Genomic DNA, 19,099 nt, shown 5'->3' with positions numbered 1-19,099 from the left:
CCTAAACTTAGACTCTATTCTTAAGCAATTTTTTCTAAGCCTAAGTCGCTTGTTATTCTAACTTTAGGGCTGGCAATAAAAAGCTCAGTTCCAATTCTTTTTTGTGCTGCACTGTAATTTAAATAAAAATTGTAGTGTGTTAGTGTTTTGTACAATTCACGTATTTCATTTGCATTGTCATATGTCAAAATCCAAGGTGTTTTTAATTTCATTACGGTGTTAGACAGTTCTGCATGGTCTTTTGGTTGGTAGAAGTTGGTATATAAAGTCGAACCTTTGTTGTAATAAGGAGGGTCAATACAAAAAATACTGTTGCTCGGTAGTGTTTTATCCATGTTAGTCATGAATTTAACAGCGTCTTGATTGTACAAATGTATCCGATGCTTGTATTTTTCAATACGTCTAATTTTTTCTATTAGCTTAGGCTTGTTAAATCGGCAATCTAATTTATAGTTTCCGGTTTGTTTTAAACCGCCAATTACTCCAGCTTTTAAAATAATTCCAGACCGATTTGTTCTATTTAAAAAAATGTAGAAAACCCTAAGTCAAAATTACTAACACGCTTACTATTCTTTTGAATGTCCTTTTGTTTGTGCCATTCTTCCATTGCTATAGGCGTGTTTTCAATTGTACTAACAAACTTATCGGTGTTATTAACAATGGCGTTCCAAAAACTCCATATAGACTTGTCAATATCGTTTAAATGAAGTTCGTGGACATATCCTTGAAATAATAAAGAAAGCGCCAAGCCGCACCCTCCTGCGTATGGCTCAATATAATGCCCTCTCTCTAGTGCATTATCTCATCTAATTGATCAATAAAAAACTGGCGCATGTCTTCCGTGTCAGCAGCATCATTTGATAATTCTCGTAAACATTTATTAACAACGGCAGTTAGTGCGCCGTTATATTTATTTAATTTCTCCTGTGCGCTTTTAATATCAGCAGCACTTAACCCAAACTTTTTGAGGCAATCTAGCACTTCATCTGCCTTAATCTGTGTTGTTAATTGAAGTTGCTTGCCATTTACCCAGTATTGAATAAATATATCCGCCAGCATTAGATGTCTTGCTTCTACGTTCTGGACGGTTGAGCGTTTGCTTGATTGCATCGTTGATTGTTTTTTGCCTAGATTAGCCAGCCATGTGTCAATTTGTTTTTTTCCTACACCCCAGATGGTGAGTTGTTGGCGAATGCTTGTTGGTTTTGAATCAATTGTTTTTGTGCTTTCAATTTTTTTGGTGCTGTTTTTTTGTTTTTTAAATTCAGAGTGGAACTGGTACTCGGTTGTTTTTCCGCTTATTTTTATTGGTGTTACAGTAAGATTTATATCGGTAATTTTTGATATTTGTTCGCATAATCTTTTAATTCTTAGTGTTAATGATTTTGGTGTTGAGTAAGAATCCTTGTCAATCCATAAATTATTCTTCATGTCTTGGACGCTTAATTTATAACATGTGTTTGACTCTTTATCTAATTTTTCATAAGGTTGAGCATAGGGCTGAGTGAGCTCATAAAGTCTAGTTCTTTGATTGGTACCACACTTTCTTAATTGTTCAATTGATTGAATGCTGTAATTCTTTTTAGTGGTAAAGGTTTCAAACAGATCTTCATCAAATTTAATAAGCAAATCTTCAAACATATCATCTGTTATTGCTGTTCTTCTAGTTAATACTTGTCTAGTATTCTTCAGCCCTGAATTTGGGTGATAAAAATCAAAATTATTATGATCCTCTATGTCTTTGATAAGGTTTTTTATCAGCTTATTAATTCCTAATACCGAGTCTTTTCCTGTTGCCAAAGATTTAATTTCACTTCTGCTAATAATCACCGAACCTTTTTGCTTTCCAAATTTCTTACTTTTTGAATGCCTAAATTAATAACCAAAGATGTGATTGGTTTTTCAAAATGAAATAAGGATTTGATAATATGCTCTTTCTTTATGATTTAATGTTAGTATTTTTTTATTGCTCATAAAATCACCCTAAGGTTTACTACTAATTTTTTAAGGAATTTTAGTAGTTTAAGGGGCTGTCCTATTTTTCCTGTTGTAGCAACACTTTTAGACTTGAAAGGGTAGTCAAATGTTGATGAAAGGTAGCCAAATGTTGATGGAAGGTAGCAAGATACAGATAAACCGTTACTTACCTTACTATCAACGCTTTTAGCAAATGCAATAAATCCTAGGAAAGGATTATTGCAAGACCTTGATGTTGATTTTTTAACTGTTTTTATCATAAAAAAATATGAAAGTGGTGTAATTGAAAAGCCTAGCAAAAAAACATTAGAAAAAATTTCAAAAGCGTTTCCAAATTATGCTGACTGGCACTGGTATTACAATCTTTGATGAAAGGGTAATAGAGAACATACAGATAAATATTGACAAATTAAAGCAATACTACAATACCACTTATGAGGATAGTCTCAAGGTCATTAGTGCCAGTGGCGATAGTATGAAGCCAACCTATAACGACAAAGATTGTAATACTGGTTGGGGGATACTGGTGATATTGACTTTAGGGACGGTCTTTGGGTGTTTGTGGACAATGACGAGTTATTTATCAAGCGTTTGCAATGAACTTAGGCGACTTAGTGAGATTGATTACCACAACCCACTGAGTGAACTACGCACAATCAAAATACCAGAGCGTGAATTGTCCTACCTCGATACTGACGACATTAAAAAACTACTGGCAGAATTAAAACCACACAAAGATACCTACCTATGTGCGTTAATTTGTATTAACTGTGGTACACGCTGGGGCGAAGCCAAGGCACTAGAACCTGAACACCTTAAAAACGGCAAAATTAGCCTGTTTAACACTAAAAGTGGCAAAAACCGATACATACCCATTCATAAAGAATTAGCGGACAAACTAGAATTACCACTAAAACCATCAAAAAATGGTTTTGCGTTGGCGTATAAAAGGGCAGGCATTAAAAAAATACAAGGGCAAAGCACTCATATTCTACGGCACACTTTCGCCAGCCACTTCATTATGAACGGTGGCGATGTTTTAACACTTCAAAAGATTTTAGGGCATTCATCATTAGCTATGACAATGCGTTATGCACACCTTAGCCCTAACCATTTAAACGATACATTAAAGTAATTGCCAAATATATGTGGTTTAAATATGGTTAAAGTTTTTTGGTAATAGGCTTAAAAGCCTATGTTTATAATGATAATATGGTGGAGGGATAGGGATTTGAACCCTAGAAGGGTATTAGCCCTTGCCGGTTTTCAAGACCGGTGCATTCAGCCGCTCTGCCATCCCTCCAATGTCAGAGTATGATACAGTCTGTTCAGGCAATAGTAAATAGGGTTTTTGTATAATTTAGCTTTGAAAGTTGAATAATTTTAAGTATAATCCATTTCTTTTAGATTTTTTGATAGGTGGGTTATGGCGAAGGTATGTGTGGTTACGGGTAAGCGACCAATGAGTGGTAACAATGTATCTTATGCGAACAATAGAACGCGTCGTCGTTTTTATCCAAATCTTCATACACACCGTTTTTGGGTGGGAAGTGAGAATCGTTTTGTTAAGTTAAAATTATCAGCGAAAGGATTGCGCATTATTGACAAAAAAGGTATTGACACTGTATTAGCAGAAATTCGTACACGTGGCGAAAAGGTTTAGGGGTAAGTTATGAGAGAGAAAATTAGATTAGTATCATCAGCCAAAACAGGCCATTTTTATACAACCACTAAAAACAAACGTCTTCATCCAGAAAAGGTAGAAGTTAAAAAGTTTGATCCAGTTGCTAGAAAACACGTGATGTACAAAGAAGCGAAGATTAAGTAGTTCGCTTATATAAAATTTTAATAAAAAAGCCGCAAAAGCGGCTTTTTTATTGGCTATGAATTTAAGATGGTTTCTAGTGGTACACTATCTGCCTCATTTTTATATTCGTTTAGTTGGTCAAAATTTAGATTTTGATAAATTTGCACCTCCATTGGCTTGATGTTCTTTATTGCTTGTTGATATTCTGTGTTTGTTGGAATGTGTCCAAGTTTGGCAGTGATTGCTGCTACTTCGGCAGAGGATAGATAAACGTCAGCATTGTCGCCTAAACGATTAGGGAAGTTACGTGTTGAGGTGGATACCACTGTAGCATTGTCTTTGACTCGTGCTTGGTTGCCCATGCATAAAGAACAACCAGGGATTTCGGTATGTTTAGTTAGTTTGTCAAATATATCGTATACACCTTCTGCCTTAAGTTGCGCTTCATCCATTCGGGTGGGTGGTGCAATCCACAATTCAGTTGTCAGCTCTGACTTGTCCTTTAATAATTGTGCAGCCACTCTAAAGTGACCAATATTGGTCATGCAAGAACCAATAAAGACTTCATCAATTTTGGTATTGGCTACTTCTGAAAGTAGTTTGACATCATCTGGGTCGTTTGGACACGCTAAGATTGGCTCTTTAATTTCATTAAGGTTAATGTCAATCATTGCGGCATATTCACAATCTGCATCTGCTACTAGTAATTCGGGCGTATCTAGCCATTTTTTCATAGCTTGAATTCGTCTGGCGAGGGTTTTTTTATCCTCATAGCCCTTATTAATCATTGAAGATAATAAAGCAATATTAGAGTTTAGATATTCTATCACAGGCTCTTTATTTAGCTTAATTGTACAACCATTGGCAGAGCGCTCAGCCGAAGCATCAGCCAGTTCAAATGCTTGCTCTACTTTTAAATCACTCAGGCCTTCAATCTCTAAAATACGACCTGAAAAGATGTTCTTCTTGGTAGATTTTTCAACCGTTAATAAGCCTTTTTGTATGGCTATATACGGGATTGCATTGACCAAATCTCTTAAGGTAATACCTGGTTGCATTGTGCCAGTAAAGCATACCAAAACAGATTCAGGCATGTTTAATGGTAATACACCAAGTGAAGCGCCAAAAGCAACCAGTCCAGACCCGGCTGGAAAACTAATGCCAATAGGAAAACGTGTATGGGAATCGCCACCTGTGCCTACTGTGTCAGGCAATAGCATGCGATTAAGCCATGAATGGATAATGCCATCACCCGGTTTGAGTGATACGCCTCCACGTGAGTGCATAAAATCAGGCAGTGAATGTTGTAGTTCTAAATCAACAGGCTTGGGATAAGCAGCTGTATGGCAAAAGCTTTGCATGACTAAATCGGCTGAAAATCCAAGACAGGCTAATTCTTTTAATTCATCGCGTGTCATTGCCCCTGTGGTGTCCTGTGAGCCTACGCTAGACATACGTGGCTCGCAATAAGTGCCTGGGTGAATGCCATCTACACCACAAGCTTTGCCGACAATTTTTTGTGCTAATGTGTAGCCAGCATTACTCTGACTAACGTCTTGTGGGCGCAAGAAAGTAGTTGAGACAGGCAAGCCGAGGTCTTGGCGAGTTCTATCGGTTAAGCCCCTGCCAATAATAAGTGGAATTCGCCCTCCTGCACGTACTTCATCAGATAGAGTGGTTGGTGAGAGTTTAAAAGTTGAAATGGTTTCGCCACTGCTGTTGGTAATTTTTCCTTCAAATGGATAAATTGTGATTTCATCACCCATTTGCATTTTGGTAACGTCGCACTCAATTGGCAGGGCACCAGAATCTTGGGCAGTGTTAAAAAATATCGGTGCGATTTTGCCACCCAACACAACACCACCACTGTGCTTATTGGGCACGTAATCAATATCGTGACCCATGTGCCAAAGTACTGAGTTAATGGCAGATTTACGTGAAGAGCCTGTGCCAACAATATCACCCACAAAGACTAATGGTAGACCTTTTTGCTTGAGTTTTTCAATCATCTCAAGTGGTTTATTCATTTTTTTAATCAACATGGATTTTGCATGCAAAGGAATGTCTGGGCGTGACCAAGCTTGTGTTGCAGGTGATAAATCATCCGTATTGATTTCACCCTCAACACGAAAAACGCTTAATTTGATTTTTTGAGGCAAAGATGCTTTTTTGTTAAACCATTGTGCATCTGCCCAGCTATCTACAACGCTCTTAGCGTAAGGGTTGGTTTGAGATTTATCAACAATAGCTTGATATGCCTCATAAATCAATAAGGTATTTGCCAGTGCTGTTTGTGCGCTTTCTCTTGTGGCATCAATATCCAGTAGTTCAATCAGAGGCTCAATGTTGTAACCACCCATCATAGTGCCTAAAAGGAAAGTAGCGTGCGCTTGAGAAATGCTAGGACAGGCTTGCTTGCCTTTAGCAACACTGCTTAAAAAGCTGACCTTTACATAGGATGCCTCGTCAACACCAGGTGGTATTCGATGGGTCAATAAATCAAGATAGAAGGACGCATCGTCATCTTTGATTAAATGTTCAACCACTGATTTGGTTTGTTGTGCATTTAAGGCAAGTGGCGGCAAATTATCTTGCTGACGTTCATTAACATGTTGAAGGTAGGCTGATTTCATCTGAGTCCCTGTGCAAAATAATAAAGTGTATAATTTTATCATTTTATTTCTGTCTCTTTTTTCGTATCATAATCTTATTTTTCATATGGTGAAAAATTTGTACAGTTTTTACAAAACAATCCCATGAAATTAACCGAACTAACTGCTATATCTCCCATTGATGGGCGCTATTTTGATAAAACCCAAGCATTGAACGCTATCTTTAGTGAGTTTGGCTTAATTAAATATCGTGTTCTAATTGAGGTTAAGTGGCTGAAAACCATGGCGGATAATGCTGGTATAACAGAAGTGCCGACCTTTAGCCAAGCAGCGGTTAAGTTTTTAGATGATATTATTGCTAATTTTTCATTAGTTGATGCTCAAGCGGTTAAGACGATTGAGCGTACAACCAATCACGATGTTAAAGCGGTTGAATATTTTTTGAAAGATAAAATCAAAGGTAATAGCGAGCTTGAAGCTGTGAGTGAGTTTTTTCATTTTGCTTGCACATCTGAAGATATTAACAATCTATCACATGCACTTATATTGTTAGAAGGACGTAATGTCATGCTGACTAAGATGCATGGGTTATTATCACTCATTGCTAAATTGGCGCAAGACAACGCTTCAGTTTCAATGTTGTCTCGTACACATGGGCAAACCGCTTCTCCAACTACTGTAGGTAAAGAGATGGCTAACTTTGCTTTTCGTTTGAAAAGACAAATCAAGCAGCTAGAAAGTGTCAAAATTATGGGCAAATTTAATGGTGCTGTGGGTAATTTTAATGCACATATTTGTGCTTATCCAGATTTAGATTGGCAGCAAATTTCTCAGAATTTTATTGAAAGTTTGGGTGTTAATTACGCTATGTACACCACGCAAATTGAGCCTCATGATTATATTGCGGAGTATTTCCATTCAGTTAATCGCTTTAATACGGTTTTGATTGATTTTTGTCGTGATATTTGGGGCTATGTTTCACTGGGTTATTTCAAGCAAAAAACCATTGCTGGCGAAGTTGGTTCGTCCACCATGCCACATAAAGTCAATCCGATTGATTTTGAAAATGGCGAAGGTAATTTAGGCATTGCCAATGCACTCAATACGTATTTAGCAGGTAAGCTGGCAATTTCACGCTGGCAGAGGGACTTGTCCGACTCAACTGTACTTAGAAATCTAGGTGTGAGTTGTGCACATTGCTTGGTGGCGTATGCATCCATTGCTAAAGGCATTAGTAAGTTGCAAACTAATGAGGTAAAACTAACTCAAGATTTAGACAGTTCGTGGGAAGTATTAGCCGAACCAATTCAAACAGTGATGCGCCGCTACGGCATTGATAATCCATATGAGAAACTCAAAGATCTCACCCGTGGTCAAACGATTAATGCACAAGTACTAGCAGAGTTTGTCAAAGATCTTGAGATACCAGACGAAGTAAAAACAGCCTTGTCTGAGCTAACGCCTATGACTTACACAGGGGATGCACAAAAACTAGCAAACGCAATCAAAAAACTGATATAATATCGCGTCTTATACCTTTTTGGTGTAAGTAATTTATAATATAAAAGGAGCAAAAAACCTATGGTTAAAATTAGATTAGCCCGAGGTGGAGCCAAGAAAAAACCTTTTTATTCAATTGTAGCAACAGACTCTAGAAAGCGCAGAGATAGTGGTTACATTGAGCGACTTGGATATTTTAATCCAGTTGCCCGTGGACAAGAAATTAGGCTGACCGTCGATGAAGATAGATTGGCGTACTGGACATCAAAAGGTGCACAAATTTCTGATCGTGTTAAGCAGCTTGTTAAGGAGTTCAAAGACCCTTCAATTCGTGAAAAGCGTGTTGCTACTCAGCAAGCAAAAGCAGCTTTGGTGGCAGCCAAAGCTAGCAACACAAGCTAAAGTAGAAGAAGAAAAGGGGGGGCAGCAAAGGAAGTGGCAGAAACTACCGAGCAAGAAGCGCCATCAACAGAAGAGGAGAAGGCTACTGAGTAATTTAGTACCCCCATCTATGTCTGACAACAAAAGGCTATTAGTTGGGCAGATTAATGGCCTTTTTGGCGTTCAAGGCTGGGTGAAAATTTTCTCCCACACTCATCCAAGAAAAAATATCTTATCTTATCAGCCGTGGCATGTCAATGTTGATGGCAATTGGCAAACCTTGGAGATTATTCAAGGTCGCGTGCAAGGTAAAACCATTGTGGCGCAAATCAAAGATGTTTTTGATAAAGAGCAGTCTAGAGCTTATATAGGCACTGATTTGTACATTGAAAAATCACAATTACCACAACTCAAACCGGGTGAGTATTATTGGGACGATTTAATTGGTTTAGAAGTAATTAATAAGGCACAAATTGTGCTTGGCAAGGTGTCTAATCTGGTTGATACTGGCTCGAACAATGTGCTTGTGGTTAATGGCGAGAAAGAGCATTGGGTGCCTTATATTTCACCGTTTTTAATTAAAGTGGATATGATTAATCAAACCATTTTGGTTGATTGGGATGAGAACTTTTAAATAAATTGACTCAATCTAAAAGCCCAAAAAAGTTAAGCCAAAAACTGAACTGCGCCTGATTTTAAAGAGTAGTTAGCGCCTATAACCGCTAGTTTATTATTGTCGATGGCTTCTTTAATGATTGGCGATTGGCTTTGTAATTGTTTGACAGAATTAATAATATTGACTTCAACAGCCTTGTCCATTAACTCATGGTTTGGTAAATTTAGGTTGATCAGGGGTAGGATTGATGGTTTTATCCTATCAGTAATAGAGTGAAGGCTGCCTGATAAGTTTGTTTTATTGATACACTCATCAATGGTAGCACTAATAGCTCCACAGTTAGAATGTCCTAATACCACAATCAAGGAAGTCTTAAATTTCGAGATTGCAAACTCAACACTACCCATTTGTGATAGGGCAACTATATTTCCTGCAATGCGGATAATAAACAAGTCGCCAAAACTTTGATCAAAGATAGTCTCAATGGGCACTCGCGAATCAGAACAACCTAATACAATCGCAAAAGGCGCTTGATCCTGTATGTCCTTGGTATGTCTATGTGGATGAAATTCATGATGTAATGCAGTGCCATCAACAAAGCGTTGATTACCATCAACCAATCTTTTTTTTGCTTGCGCTGAATTTAAATGTTTCATGTGGTTAAAAACGATTTATCCTTGTGGAAAATAGTCAAAGACACTAAAGCTATTTTAAAAGATAATGTTCATCATTGACATCATAACGATGATGAACAGCACTGTCATAAAACCACCTGCTTTAATAAAATCTGCTACTTTATAGCCACCAGGGCTCATAATTAAAGCATTTACTTGATGGGTGGGAATTAAAAATGAGTTTGAAGTTGCAATGGCGACTGCCAATGCATAAACTGCAGGGTCTTCTCCTACTTGGATGGCAATATTAACAGCAATAGGCACTAAGAGAATAGTCGCGCCTACATTGGACATTACCAAAGTAAAGAAAGTTGCCAATATCACAATTGAGGTCAGTATCACCCAAGGCGCCATATCGCCAACCACTTTAACCGTTTCTTGTGCAATCCATAAGGCAGTGCCAGTTTTTGAGACTGCCATGCCTAGTGGAATAAGACTTGCTAATAAGAATACTGTTTTCCAAGAAACCGCACGATAGGCTTCTTCTATTTTAATAACGCCAGACAAAATCATACCCAAAGCACCAGTCATAAGCGCAATGGAGAGTTTAATATCGGTAAACAATACTAGGAAAAGTGCAATTGCAAAGAAAATACTTGCCCATTTGATTTTTTCAGGTCGGTATTCTTCTTGTCTTGGGTATTCAGAGGTGATGACAATAAAGTCAGTATTGGATTGTAGTCTATCAAGGTCAATCCAGCGTGTATGGACAATTAAGGTGTCGCCTGATTGAAAAGGTATGTTGCGAATACCTTCGCCTTCTTGCATGGTTTCACCGCCACGATGTAGGGCGACCATAGCAATGCCATAAGTTTTGCGTAACCATACATCTCTAGCACTTTGGTTAATTAGTGAAGAGTTAGGTGGAATAACAATTTCTGCTGTACCACATTCTTGCGTAGACAGTAAGTTAGAGAATTTTTCAATAGTGTCTGACAGTTCAAGATGAAAGCCTTGAACAAAAGCATCCAAATGTTCTTTTGTTGTCAACACGCCTAAGGTCATTTGCGGTTTAATTGTGGTGCTACGCTCAACTGAGTGATGCCCAATAAATGTTTCTCCCTCAATGGTTTGTATGGCGACGATTCTAATTTTAGCAGCCGTTTCAATATCATCAAGCGTCATGCCAATCAGGTTGGAGTCTTTAAGGACATTGACCTCAAATAAATCATAATTTATATTGTAAACTTGATGAAAATGCTCAATGGCAGACACAGATTCTGGCTGTTCCTTTTTGGTTGTAGGTAAGACAAATCTTCCAGCAATCACGAAATATATAATGCCTGTTATGACCAGTGCAATACCTATCGGTGTTACGGAAAATAACCCCCATGTGTCCATTTGTTGACCAACTTCTAGTCCCTGATTAGTGGCTAAAATTAAATCATTGAGTAAGATTAAAGGGCTAGAACCTACCATGGTTATTGTGCCACCTAAAATTGCCGTAAAGCCCATTGGCATGAGCAGTCGCGACATTGGAATGCCTGAGCGTGATGAAATGCGACTCACAACAGGGATAAACAGTGCAGCTGCACCTACATTTTGCATAAAGGATGAAATAAATCCAACGGTAGAAGAAATAATTGGAATCACTCTTGACTCAGAGGTGCCACCTACTTTAAGAATAAAAGTAGCAACTTTGCCCATTAACCCTGTTTTATCTAAACCTGCGCCAATAATCATCACCGCAATAATTGACATAACCGCATTAGAGGAGAATCCATCAAACAGTCTTTGATTATCAACCAAACCTTCTTCTAGCCCCATCAAAGTATGAATCCACGGCAAAGAACTTAGCCCTAGAATAATCATAATAGTGATGGCAGCCTCGTCAACCTCTAGCACTTCAAAAGCAAACAAGTAAATTGTTAATACAAGAATACCTAACATCCAAGCAATAGGGATAGTTGGTGCAGTTGTTGAAAGCCACACGGCAAAAATAGCAAAAATAATTGCTGAAATATTTTTTTTATTGAACATGGTTTTGATTTTATCAAGCATAAAAAACAGTAGGCAAAATTATACCATAATCACAACATTGCTAATCATCGCTAACAAGCTTTACTGATTAAAACATCTGTTTTTAGACTGAGTAACTTTTATGTGGTATTGACTATTCTCTTGCTAATTTTAACAAAGCGTTGAACATAATTAATTTCTCTGTCTTGTTTGCGTAAAATTGCAAATAATTTTTGACTAAGTCCATTGGCACTTATGCGGATTTTTTTAACAAGCATTTTTTTAATAAACTCATCTGCCAGCCATTCTGGCAATACACAAACGCCACGTCCAAGTACTGTCATTTGTAGCATGAGCTCAATAGATTCGATTTTTTTAATATGTTTGGGCTTGGTGTGCGCTGGGTTTAAAAATTGCGTCAAAATGTCAAGTCGTTCTAATGGCACAGGAAAAGTTAGTAAAGTTTCATGAGTTAAGTCTTTTGGTGTAATTATTGTTTTATGCGCTAATAGGTGCTCATCAGCAACTAAAAGTACCAAATTATATTGGGCGAGTGTTTCAATATGAATGTCTGCTTTTTTCTCTATATCAGGTGTAATTAAAATATCAATATGGTAATTGAGCAGTCCTTCGTGCCCAGAAAATTGAAATTTGTTGATAATTTCTACTTCAACATTAGGTATTTCTTGCAAAAACACACCAATGACCTTTGTTAGCCATTCATAGCAAGGATAGTATTCAACGCCTATGCGCAAAATACCTTGGTGACCTTGTGCATAGGCTTTAAGGGTTTTCTCAGTTTGTTCTAAAATGGGTAATAATTGTTGTGCAGTTTGTAATAGCAATTCACCTGCTTTTGTAAGGCGTAAATTTCTACCTTCTCGCTCCCAAAGCGCAATGCCTAGTTTTTCCTCCAAGTAACGAATTTGGTGGGATAAAGCAGATTGACTCAAATACAACACATTTGCAGCGCGTGTTAAAGTGCTATTTTCATGTAATGCTTGTATGATTTTCAAATGTTTAAGCGTTATCATATATGAATATAGTTCATCATTAGGTTAAAAATAATCATTTTACTTCATATTATAGCCCTTATAGAATAGTCGATTTCCAACATTAAGGAACTATTATGGTCACAACACACAATCTGGGTTTTCCACGTATTGGTAAACATCGAGAGTTAAAATTTGTATTAGAAAAATATTGGTCAAACGCTATTTCTCAAGATGAATTATTGCAAACTGCTGATACATTACGCAAGCAGCACTGGCAAAATCAAAATAAATTAGATTTAGTGCCTGTGGGCGATTTTTCTTTTTATGATCAGGTTTTGGACATGAGTTTTTTATTAGGCAATGTTCCAAAACGCGCTAAAAATTTATCAGACAATGAGTTAGATAATTATTTTCGAGTAGCACGTGGGCGAGCCTTTGCTAATGAATCCGATTGCACTTGTATTCAAGCAGGCGAGATGACAAAATGGTTTGATACCAATTATCACTACATTGTGCCAGAATTTAGTCAAGAAACAAATTTTGAACTCCAGGCTCGGCATTTGATTGCACAAATTACCGAAGCACAACAACAAGGCGTTAAGACCAAACCTGTTATTATTGGTCCAGTTACTTATTTATGGCTAGGCAAGTCCAAAGATAAAACCAACAAACTGGATTTATTGGATTCACTGGTTAAAGTATATGTGCAACTGTTTGATGAATTGGTAAAGTTAGGTATAGGGTGGATACAAGTTGATGAACCTATTTTAGTCACAGAATTGGAAACAGATTGGCAAGTGGCGTTTAGGAAAGCTTACGACACATTAGCGAACAAATCAATTAAATTACTACTTGCTAGCTATTTTGGCACTTTGCAGGATAATTTAAGCCTTGCTTGTAGCTTGCCTATTGATGGCTTGCATATTGATGCGATCAATGCAAAAGATGAGGTTCAATTAGTGATTGACAGTCTGTCAGATGACAAGATTTTATCCTTAGGTGTGGTGAATGGTCGTAATATTTGGAAAACAGATCTAAGTGCAACCTTGTTGTGGTTAAAGCCCATTCACCAACAATTACAAGATAGACTGTGGTTAGCCCCGTCTTGTTCACTATTGCATGTACCTGTGGATTTAGACAGCGAGCAAGAACTAGACGGAGACATTAAATCATGGCTTGGGTTTGCTGTGCAAAAATTAGAAGAGTTAAGATTATTAGCACAAGCACTTAATCAAGGGCAAGCAAGTGTAACTAAAGAAATAGCGAGCAATATTAATGCCATTAATGCCAGAAAATATTCATCACTTGTACATAATAGCGCCGTTAAAGAGCGTATTGCTAAAGTGAATGATAAACTGGGCAATCGCCAGTCTAATTATAAGAGCAGGGCAAAAGTACAAAGTGAAAAATTTAATCTGCCTTTATACCCAACCACGACCATTGGTTCATTTCCACAAACGCTAGAGATTAGACAAGCCAGACGCGATTATAAATTGGGCAAATTATCAGCAGAAAAATATACGCAAGCGATACGTTCTGAAATTAGGCACTGTGTGCAAGTGCAAGAAGATTTAGGTTTGGATGTTTTGGTGCATGGTGAGCTTGAGCGTAACGATATGGTGGAATATTTTGGGCAACAACTCAGCGGCTACGCATTTAGCCAATTTGGCTGGGTGCAATCTTATGGTTCTCGTTGTGTTAAGCCGCCGATTATTTTTGGTGATATTTCTCGTCCAAATCCCATGACACTAGATTGGATAACTTACGCCCAATCACTCACTAATAAACCCATGAAAGGTATGCTTACAGGTCCTGTTACGATGCTTAATTGGTCATTTGTGCGAGATGACCAGCCAAGAGCAACAACATGCCTACAGTTATCTTTGGCTATTAGAGATGAGGTATTAGACCTTGAAAAGTCTAATATAGATATTATCCAAATTGATGAGGCGGCATTAAGAGAGGGTTTGCCACTGCGAAAATCTCAGTGGCAAACTTATCTTGATTGGGCAATTAAGGCTTATCGAATTAGTGCTAATGGCGTGAGTGATGAAACCCAAATCCACACCCATATGTGCTATTCAAAATTTAATGATATTATTGAGGCAATTGCACGGATGGATGCTGATGTCATCACTATTGAAACCTCTCGCTCGGACATGGAATTATTGGATATATTCGATAAGTTTGATTATTCTAATGGAATAGGCCCAGGTGTTTATGATATTCACTCTCCTAACATCCCTTCGGTTGATTCTATGGTTGAACTCATGCAAAAAGCGACCAAGCACATTCCTTCTAAAAGGCTATGGGTCAATCCTGATTGTGGTTTAAAAACTAGACATTGGGATGAGGTAAATCTTGCATTGACTAATATGGTACTGGCCAGCCAACAACTCCGAAAAAATTGATTTATAAATTAGGGTAAAAAGTTTTAATAAAATAAAGCCCTTGGGGTGGGGCGGTGGGGCCAGCTTGCTGGCGTTGCTTACTATCCAGCACCTCCTTGACCCATTCAATAGGTTTTTCGCCTTTGCCTACTTTGAGCAGTGTACCAACAATATTGCGCACCATGTGGTGTAAAAAGGCGCTGGACTTTATGTCTAGTAAAATGTTGTCATCACACTTGGTTAGTTTTATAAATTCAATGGTTTTAATGGAGGATTTTGCTTGACACAAACTTCCTCGGAAGGCTGAAAAGTCATGTTCACCAATCAAATATTTGCTGGCTTTGTCCATTGCCATTATGTCCAGCTTTCTTGACTCCCATAATGAATGGGCTGTTATGATGGCGCAGCGAATTTTTGTGTTGTGTATTTTGTAGTTGTATTGTCTAGCAGTGGCACTAAATCGTGCGTGGAAATTATCATCAACGTGTTTTGCCCAAGTGAAATTAACATCGCTTGGTAGGTTAACATTGCCACCAAATAGCCAAGCCTTATTTTCACGTTTAATGTTGGTTTCAAAATGAATAACTTGGCAAGTGGCATGCACGCCTGCATCGGTTCTACCAGAACAAAACACCTTAACAGGGTGATTGGCAACGCTTGATAGGGCTTGTTCAACCACTTGCTGCACAGTGCGAATGTTAGGTTTTTGACACTGCCAGCCGTGGAAGTTTGTGCCTAAGTATGCAACACCTAATGCTATTTTCATGATTCAACTTTTGGGTAAAATTAAGTCAACTATTTTAACTATTTTAACTATTTAAATGAGTTTATATGAAAAATGAACGAACAGGGTTGGGCAGAATTATCAATGCTTTTGTCTTTTCTATGAAGGGATTAAAGTTTTGCTATCAATCTGAAGCAGCTTTTAGGCAAGAGCTGTGGTTAAGTGCTGTGTTAATTCCTTTGGCATTTTGGTTGGGGGGGGCGTCCGTTGATAGGGTGTTATTAATTGTGCCTATATTTTTGGTTTTAATTGTTGAAGTTTTAAACTCAGCCATTGAATCAATGGTTGATAGAATCAGTGATGAATATCACGTATTATCGGGCGCTGCAAAGGATATGGGCTCTGCAGCGGTGTGGTTGTCATTAATGTTACTTATTATATCATGGTTAATTATTCTAATCTAGCTAATTATTTGAGTGATGATATTGAGTGCTTTGCTTTTGATTCAATACCCAGCACCAATGACTATCTAGCGCAGTTAGCCTTTTGCACAAAAACCCAAGTTTGCATTACTTCTGAACAAACGCGCGGCAAGGGTCAATACGATAGAAAATGGCTGAGTCAGAAAGACACAAGCATTATTTTATCAATTCGCTATGTTTTTCCTAGTAATATTGCATTGAACGGGCTAAGTTTGGTGGTTGGTTTGGTATTGGTTGATGTGTTAGAAAAATACGGTATCTCTGGTTTGAAACTCAAATGGCCAAATGATGTTTATTTTAAAGGTAAGAAATTGGCAGGTATTTTGATTGAGAATTCACTACAAGGTGATTATCAATCAGTCATTATTGGTTTGGGGCTGAATGTTGATTTTAATCAAAATTTTCAGTGCGAAACACCTTGGATAGATTTGAAACAAATAATTTTAACGCCGATTGATAAGCTCAATTTGAGTAAAAATTTAATTAACAAAATTTTAGAATATTTTGATATTTTTGAATCAAGTGGTTTTGATAAGTTTTACGCTAAGTGGGCAAAAGTAGATTATTTACTAGGTAAGCAAGTTAAGCATACAAGCAAAGCACAGTTATTTAGCGGTACTTGCCTTGGGGTCAATCACCAAGGCGTTTTGTTGGTTGAAACTCAATGCGGTGTTAAACCGATTTATTCATCTGAGTTTTTACATCTTTGTTAGTGTTGATTGGCGTGGTGTTTACTTTGGTGTCTGTCATTGAAACAATGCTTTTTAAAGTAAGAGCCGTCTTTTAGAATAACTTTTGGCGCACTCATATCGCCAGTAACGTTACCACTGTCAGTAATGACAATTTTTTCACTTGCTTCAACATTAACAATTTTAGCAAACACATCTGCGTTAATTTTAGCTAATTTTTCAATTGTAACTGAGTTGTTTTTAGGGTTATTGTGCCTTCAATCTTTCCAAAGATACTCATATCATCGCCACACCAGACACATCGCCTTTAATATGATATCCTTTAGATATGATTGTCTTAGATTGGGTTTTTTGTTCGGCACTAACAACAGTTCTTTGTGTGCTAACACTTGTTTGTTCTTGATTGTTATTTGGTTCGGGTTTTTTAGTATTAAACATAATAGCTGGTTAACTGTTAAAATCGTTAATTATAATCAATATCAATCACTATGTCTAGTAACGCTCTAAGCATACAAAATATTAGTAAATCTTACGCAGGTAGGGATGTGGTTAACGATGTTTCATTTTTTGTACAAGGTGGCGAGGTGGTTGGATTGTTAGGTCCAAATGGCGCGGGGAAAACCACTTGTTTTTATATTGCTTGTGGTTTGGTTAGAGCAAATTCAGGCAAAGTATCTTTAAACAAAAAAAGAATTGACCATTTGCCCATGCACAAACGTGCTGATTTAGGGCTTGGTTATTTACCCCAAGAGCCTTCTATTTTTCGCAAGCTTTCAGCGGAAAACAACATTATGGCAGTGTTGGAGTTAAACTCTAGTCTTGATAAAAAGCAAAGAGTTCATCGGTTAGAAGAGTTATTGGCAGAATTTAGTATTGGACATATTCGCCATATTAAGGGTATTAGTCTGTCTGGCGGTGAAAGAAGAAGAGTAGAAATTGCTAGAGCACTGGCAACGAATCCAAAATTTGTACTACTTGATGAGCCATTTGCAGGTGTTGATCCAATTTCTGTTGGGGATATTCAAAAAATTATTTACCACTTAAAAGACAAAGGTATTGGCATCTTAATTACGGATCATAATTATCGTGAAATGCTGGATACTTGTGACCACTCTTATGTGCTGCATAATGGTGCGATTATTGCACAAGGTAATAAAGAGCAAATTCTTTACAATGAAAAAGTTCGCGAGGTTTATTTAGGCGAGTATGACTAGTTCTGTCTCTACAATGCATAATCATCAGGAGCAACAGGCTACCCAATTTGGTTTCATTACGTTAGGCATAGAAAGTTCTTGTGATGAGACGGGCATTGGCTTGTACCATTCTGAATTTGGTCTTATTGGGCATCAATTATTTTCATCTGTTAAAATTCACGCTGAATATGGTGGTGTGGTTCCTGAATTAGCATCACGTGATCATATCCAAAGGGTGTTGCCTTTAATTAAAGTAGTTTTAGCAGAGGCAAAATTTACTCTACAAGATTTAAGTGGTATTGCTTATACAGCTGGACCCGGTTTGGCAGGTGCACTTTTGGTAGGGGCTGCAGTGGCTAAATCTTTGGCTTGGAGTTTGGATATTCCGTCTTTAGCTGTACACCATATGGAGGGGCATTTGTTGGCCCCTTTGATGGAAGAGCCTCAGCCCGAATTTCCCTTTGTGGCTTTGCTGGTTTCAGGTGGTCACACCATGCTGATTGATGTTAAAGCCATTGGTCAATACAAAATTTTGGGCGAGTCTTTAGATGATGCGGTGGGCGAGGCATTTGATAAAACAGCAAAGATTTTGGGCTTAGGTTATCCTGGCGGTCCTGCTTTAGCGATGCTTGCCGAGCAAGGCAACCCTGATGCGTTTAAGTTTCCACGCCCTATGGTTGACCGTCCCGGTCTTGATTTTAGTTTTAGTGGCCTTAAAACGTTTGCACGTAATACTTTTGCTAAACATCCTAACAAAAAAGCAGACATTGCTAAAGCATTTGAAGTGGCTGCTGCACAAACGCTCATGATTAAATGCAGAAGGGCGTTAGAACAAACTAAATACACAACACTTGTGGTTGCAGGCGGAGTTAGTGCAAATTTATCTTTACGTAAAGAGCTTAATCAAATGGGTAAAAAAGTAGGCGCAAATGTCTTTTACCCAAGGCAAGAATTTTGTACTGACAACGGTGCTATGATAGCCCTAGTTGGGCATTTTCGTTTAAGCCATGGACAGCGTGACACCCACTATGAAATTGACATCAAACCCAGATGGAATTTAGAGGAATTAAGCCAAATTGAATAAACTAAGCAAATTATTT

The 19,099-nt window shown here is 37.8% G+C and carries 21 protein-coding genes and 1 tRNA gene; 11 read left to right on the top strand and 11 right to left on the bottom strand.

Annotated features, from left to right (window positions below):
• Nucleotides 1-20 precede the first annotated feature (20 nt).
• Genes CVFO_RS08855 through CVFO_RS06355 form a run of 3 tightly spaced genes read right to left on the bottom strand, consistent with a single transcriptional unit; the run spans nucleotide 21 to nucleotide 1,830 of the window.
• Nucleotides 21-479, bottom strand: a complete 459-nt coding sequence (locus CVFO_RS08855) for a DNA adenine methylase (protein ID WP_225879359.1) — start codon at nucleotides 477-479, stop codon at nucleotides 21-23.
• A 41-nt stretch (nucleotides 480-520) separates the two neighbouring features.
• A complete protein-coding gene (locus tag CVFO_RS08850) occupies nucleotides 521-748 on the bottom strand; it encodes a DNA adenine methylase (RefSeq protein ID WP_245394573.1) in 228 nt (75 codons plus the stop codon).
• 41 nt (nucleotides 749-789) lie between these two features.
• Nucleotides 790-1,830: a RepB family plasmid replication initiator protein gene (locus CVFO_RS06355; protein ID WP_201339227.1), complete on the bottom strand. Its 1,041-nt coding sequence runs from the start codon at nucleotides 1,828-1,830 to the stop codon at nucleotides 790-792.
• Between the two features lie 484 nt (nucleotides 1,831-2,314).
• Between CVFO_RS06355 and CVFO_RS06350 the strand changes: the two genes are divergently transcribed.
• On the top strand, nucleotides 2,315-3,112 hold the full coding sequence (locus CVFO_RS06350; RefSeq protein WP_201339226.1) for a tyrosine-type recombinase/integrase: 798 nt from the start codon (nucleotides 2,315-2,317) through the stop codon (nucleotides 3,110-3,112).
• Between the two features lie 78 nt (nucleotides 3,113-3,190).
• Here CVFO_RS06350 and CVFO_RS06345 read toward each other — a convergent pair.
• Nucleotides 3,191-3,280: transfer RNA gene (locus CVFO_RS06345), tRNA-Ser, on the bottom strand.
• 123 nt (nucleotides 3,281-3,403) lie between these two features.
• Between CVFO_RS06345 and rpmB the strand changes: the two genes are divergently transcribed.
• Both rpmB and rpmG read left to right on the top strand, forming a co-directional pair.
• Nucleotides 3,404-3,640: a 50S ribosomal protein L28 gene (gene rpmB / locus CVFO_RS06340; protein ID WP_201339225.1), complete on the top strand. Its 237-nt coding sequence runs from the start codon at nucleotides 3,404-3,406 to the stop codon at nucleotides 3,638-3,640.
• A 9-nt stretch (nucleotides 3,641-3,649) separates the two neighbouring features.
• Nucleotides 3,650-3,805, top strand: coding sequence for a 50S ribosomal protein L33 (gene rpmG / locus CVFO_RS06335; RefSeq protein ID WP_201339224.1), 156 nt, complete (start codon nucleotides 3,650-3,652; stop codon nucleotides 3,803-3,805).
• A 53-nt stretch (nucleotides 3,806-3,858) separates the two neighbouring features.
• Here the strand turns inward: rpmG and CVFO_RS06330 are convergent, their stop codons facing one another.
• Nucleotides 3,859-6,417: a bifunctional aconitate hydratase 2/2-methylisocitrate dehydratase gene (locus CVFO_RS06330; protein WP_201340432.1), complete on the bottom strand. Its 2,559-nt coding sequence runs from the start codon at nucleotides 6,415-6,417 to the stop codon at nucleotides 3,859-3,861.
• 123 nt (nucleotides 6,418-6,540) lie between these two features.
• Between CVFO_RS06330 and purB the strand changes: the two genes are divergently transcribed.
• The 3 genes from purB to rimM all read left to right on the top strand — a co-directional run bounded on the left by purB (nucleotide 6,541) and on the right by rimM (nucleotide 8,911).
• Nucleotides 6,541-7,917 carry an adenylosuccinate lyase gene (gene purB, locus CVFO_RS06325; RefSeq protein WP_201339223.1) on the top strand — a complete coding sequence of 459 codons (1,377 nt, stop codon included), beginning with the start codon at nucleotides 6,541-6,543 and terminating at the stop codon, nucleotides 7,915-7,917.
• A 60-nt stretch (nucleotides 7,918-7,977) separates the two neighbouring features.
• Complete coding sequence (gene rpsP, locus CVFO_RS06320; protein WP_201339222.1) at nucleotides 7,978-8,298, top strand: 30S ribosomal protein S16; 321 nt, start codon at nucleotides 7,978-7,980, stop codon at nucleotides 8,296-8,298.
• A gap of 109 nt (nucleotides 8,299-8,407) precedes the next feature.
• Nucleotides 8,408-8,911 carry a ribosome maturation factor RimM gene (rimM, locus tag CVFO_RS06315; protein WP_201339221.1) on the top strand — a complete coding sequence of 168 codons (504 nt, stop codon included), beginning with the start codon at nucleotides 8,408-8,410 and terminating at the stop codon, nucleotides 8,909-8,911.
• Nucleotides 8,912-8,943: 32 nt separating this feature from the next.
• On the opposite strand, the gene CVFO_RS06310 is transcribed toward rimM, so the two are convergent.
• The 3 genes from CVFO_RS06310 to CVFO_RS06300 all read right to left on the bottom strand — a co-directional run bounded on the left by CVFO_RS06310 (nucleotide 8,944) and on the right by CVFO_RS06300 (nucleotide 12,560).
• On the bottom strand, nucleotides 8,944-9,549 hold the full coding sequence (locus CVFO_RS06310; protein ID WP_201339220.1) for a carbonic anhydrase: 606 nt from the start codon (nucleotides 9,547-9,549) through the stop codon (nucleotides 8,944-8,946).
• 54 nt (nucleotides 9,550-9,603) lie between these two features.
• A complete protein-coding gene (locus CVFO_RS06305; RefSeq protein ID WP_201340431.1) occupies nucleotides 9,604-11,547 on the bottom strand; it encodes an SLC13 family permease in 1,944 nt (647 codons plus the stop codon).
• 119 nt (nucleotides 11,548-11,666) lie between these two features.
• On the bottom strand, nucleotides 11,667-12,560 hold the full coding sequence (locus CVFO_RS06300) for a LysR family transcriptional regulator (protein WP_201339219.1): 894 nt from the start codon (nucleotides 12,558-12,560) through the stop codon (nucleotides 11,667-11,669).
• Nucleotides 12,561-12,655: 95 nt separating this feature from the next.
• Between CVFO_RS06300 and metE the strand changes: the two genes are divergently transcribed.
• The gene (gene metE / locus CVFO_RS06295) at nucleotides 12,656-14,932 is read left to right on the top strand and encodes a 5-methyltetrahydropteroyltriglutamate--homocysteine S-methyltransferase (RefSeq protein ID WP_201339218.1); all 2,277 of its coding nucleotides are present in this window, start codon (nucleotides 12,656-12,658) and stop codon (nucleotides 14,930-14,932) included.
• Between the two features lies 1 nt (nucleotide 14,933).
• On the opposite strand, the gene truA is transcribed toward metE, so the two are convergent.
• Nucleotides 14,934-15,677 carry a tRNA pseudouridine(38-40) synthase TruA gene (truA, locus tag CVFO_RS06290; RefSeq protein ID WP_201339217.1) on the bottom strand — a complete coding sequence of 248 codons (744 nt, stop codon included), beginning with the start codon at nucleotides 15,675-15,677 and terminating at the stop codon, nucleotides 14,934-14,936.
• Between the two features lie 65 nt (nucleotides 15,678-15,742).
• Here truA and CVFO_RS06285 point away from each other — a divergent pair, with 65 nt between their 5' ends.
• Nucleotides 15,743-16,099, top strand: coding sequence for a diacylglycerol kinase (locus CVFO_RS06285; RefSeq protein WP_201339216.1), 357 nt, complete (start codon nucleotides 15,743-15,745; stop codon nucleotides 16,097-16,099).
• An 8-nt stretch (nucleotides 16,100-16,107) separates the two neighbouring features.
• Nucleotides 16,108-16,830: a biotin--[acetyl-CoA-carboxylase] ligase gene (locus CVFO_RS06280; protein ID WP_225879236.1), complete on the top strand. Its 723-nt coding sequence runs from the start codon at nucleotides 16,108-16,110 to the stop codon at nucleotides 16,828-16,830.
• On the opposite strand, the gene CVFO_RS06275 is transcribed toward CVFO_RS06280, so the two are convergent.
• Nucleotides 16,827-17,000: a bactofilin family protein gene (locus tag CVFO_RS06275; RefSeq protein WP_201339214.1), complete on the bottom strand. Its 174-nt coding sequence runs from the start codon at nucleotides 16,998-17,000 to the stop codon at nucleotides 16,827-16,829. The two genes, CVFO_RS06280 and CVFO_RS06275, sit on opposite strands and share 4 nt — an antisense overlap.
• Before the next feature lie 82 nt (nucleotides 17,001-17,082).
• Entirely contained in the window at nucleotides 17,083-17,244 is a 162-nt protein-coding gene (locus CVFO_RS06270; protein ID WP_201339213.1) for a hypothetical protein, read from the bottom strand.
• Nucleotides 17,245-17,294: 50 nt separating this feature from the next.
• On the opposite strand from CVFO_RS06270, the gene lptB reads away from it, so the two are divergent.
• Entirely contained in the window at nucleotides 17,295-18,020 is a 726-nt protein-coding gene (lptB, locus tag CVFO_RS06265; RefSeq protein WP_201339212.1) for an LPS export ABC transporter ATP-binding protein, read from the top strand.
• A 13-nt stretch (nucleotides 18,021-18,033) separates the two neighbouring features.
• Nucleotides 18,034-19,083, top strand: coding sequence for a tRNA (adenosine(37)-N6)-threonylcarbamoyltransferase complex transferase subunit TsaD (gene tsaD, locus CVFO_RS06260; protein ID WP_201340430.1), 1,050 nt, complete (start codon nucleotides 18,034-18,036; stop codon nucleotides 19,081-19,083).
• Nucleotides 19,084-19,099 lie beyond the last annotated feature (16 nt).

This window comes from Isorropodon fossajaponicum endosymbiont JTNG4 (assembly GCF_016592615.1).
Taxonomy (GTDB): Bacteria; Pseudomonadota; Gammaproteobacteria; order PS1; family Pseudothioglobaceae; genus Ruthia.
This window is presented reverse-complemented; position numbering and strand designations above follow the sequence as displayed.

Coding starts and splice junctions, on each gene's coding strand:
- CVFO_RS06350 (WP_201339226.1), top strand. CDS start 2,315: ATGCTGACTGGCACTGGTATTACAATCTTTGATGAAAGGGTAATAGAG.
- rpmB (WP_201339225.1), top strand. CDS start 3,404: ATGGCGAAGGTATGTGTGGTTACGGGTAAGCGACCAATGAGTGGTAAC.
- rpmG (WP_201339224.1), top strand. CDS start 3,650: ATGAGAGAGAAAATTAGATTAGTATCATCAGCCAAAACAGGCCATTTT.
- CVFO_RS06330 (WP_201340432.1), bottom strand. CDS start 6,417: ATGAAATCAGCCTACCTTCAACATGTTAATGAACGTCAGCAAGATAAT.
- purB (WP_201339223.1), top strand. CDS start 6,541: ATGAAATTAACCGAACTAACTGCTATATCTCCCATTGATGGGCGCTAT.
- rpsP (WP_201339222.1), top strand. CDS start 7,978: ATGGTTAAAATTAGATTAGCCCGAGGTGGAGCCAAGAAAAAACCTTTT.
- rimM (WP_201339221.1), top strand. CDS start 8,408: ATGTCTGACAACAAAAGGCTATTAGTTGGGCAGATTAATGGCCTTTTT.
- CVFO_RS06310 (WP_201339220.1), bottom strand. CDS start 9,549: ATGAAACATTTAAATTCAGCGCAAGCAAAAAAAAGATTGGTTGATGGT.
- CVFO_RS06305 (WP_201340431.1), bottom strand. CDS start 11,547: ATGTTCAATAAAAAAAATATTTCAGCAATTATTTTTGCTATTTTTGCC.
- CVFO_RS06300 (WP_201339219.1), bottom strand. CDS start 12,560: ATGATAACGCTTAAACATTTGAAAATCATACAAGCATTACATGAAAAT.
- metE (WP_201339218.1), top strand. CDS start 12,656: ATGGTCACAACACACAATCTGGGTTTTCCACGTATTGGTAAACATCGA.
- truA (WP_201339217.1), bottom strand. CDS start 15,677: ATGAAAATAGCATTAGGTGTTGCATACTTAGGCACAAACTTCCACGGC.
- CVFO_RS06285 (WP_201339216.1), top strand. CDS start 15,743: ATGAAAAATGAACGAACAGGGTTGGGCAGAATTATCAATGCTTTTGTC.
- CVFO_RS06270 (WP_201339213.1), bottom strand. CDS start 17,244: ATGTTTAATACTAAAAAACCCGAACCAAATAACAATCAAGAACAAACA.
- lptB (WP_201339212.1), top strand. CDS start 17,295: ATGTCTAGTAACGCTCTAAGCATACAAAATATTAGTAAATCTTACGCA.
- tsaD (WP_201340430.1), top strand. CDS start 18,034: ATGCATAATCATCAGGAGCAACAGGCTACCCAATTTGGTTTCATTACG.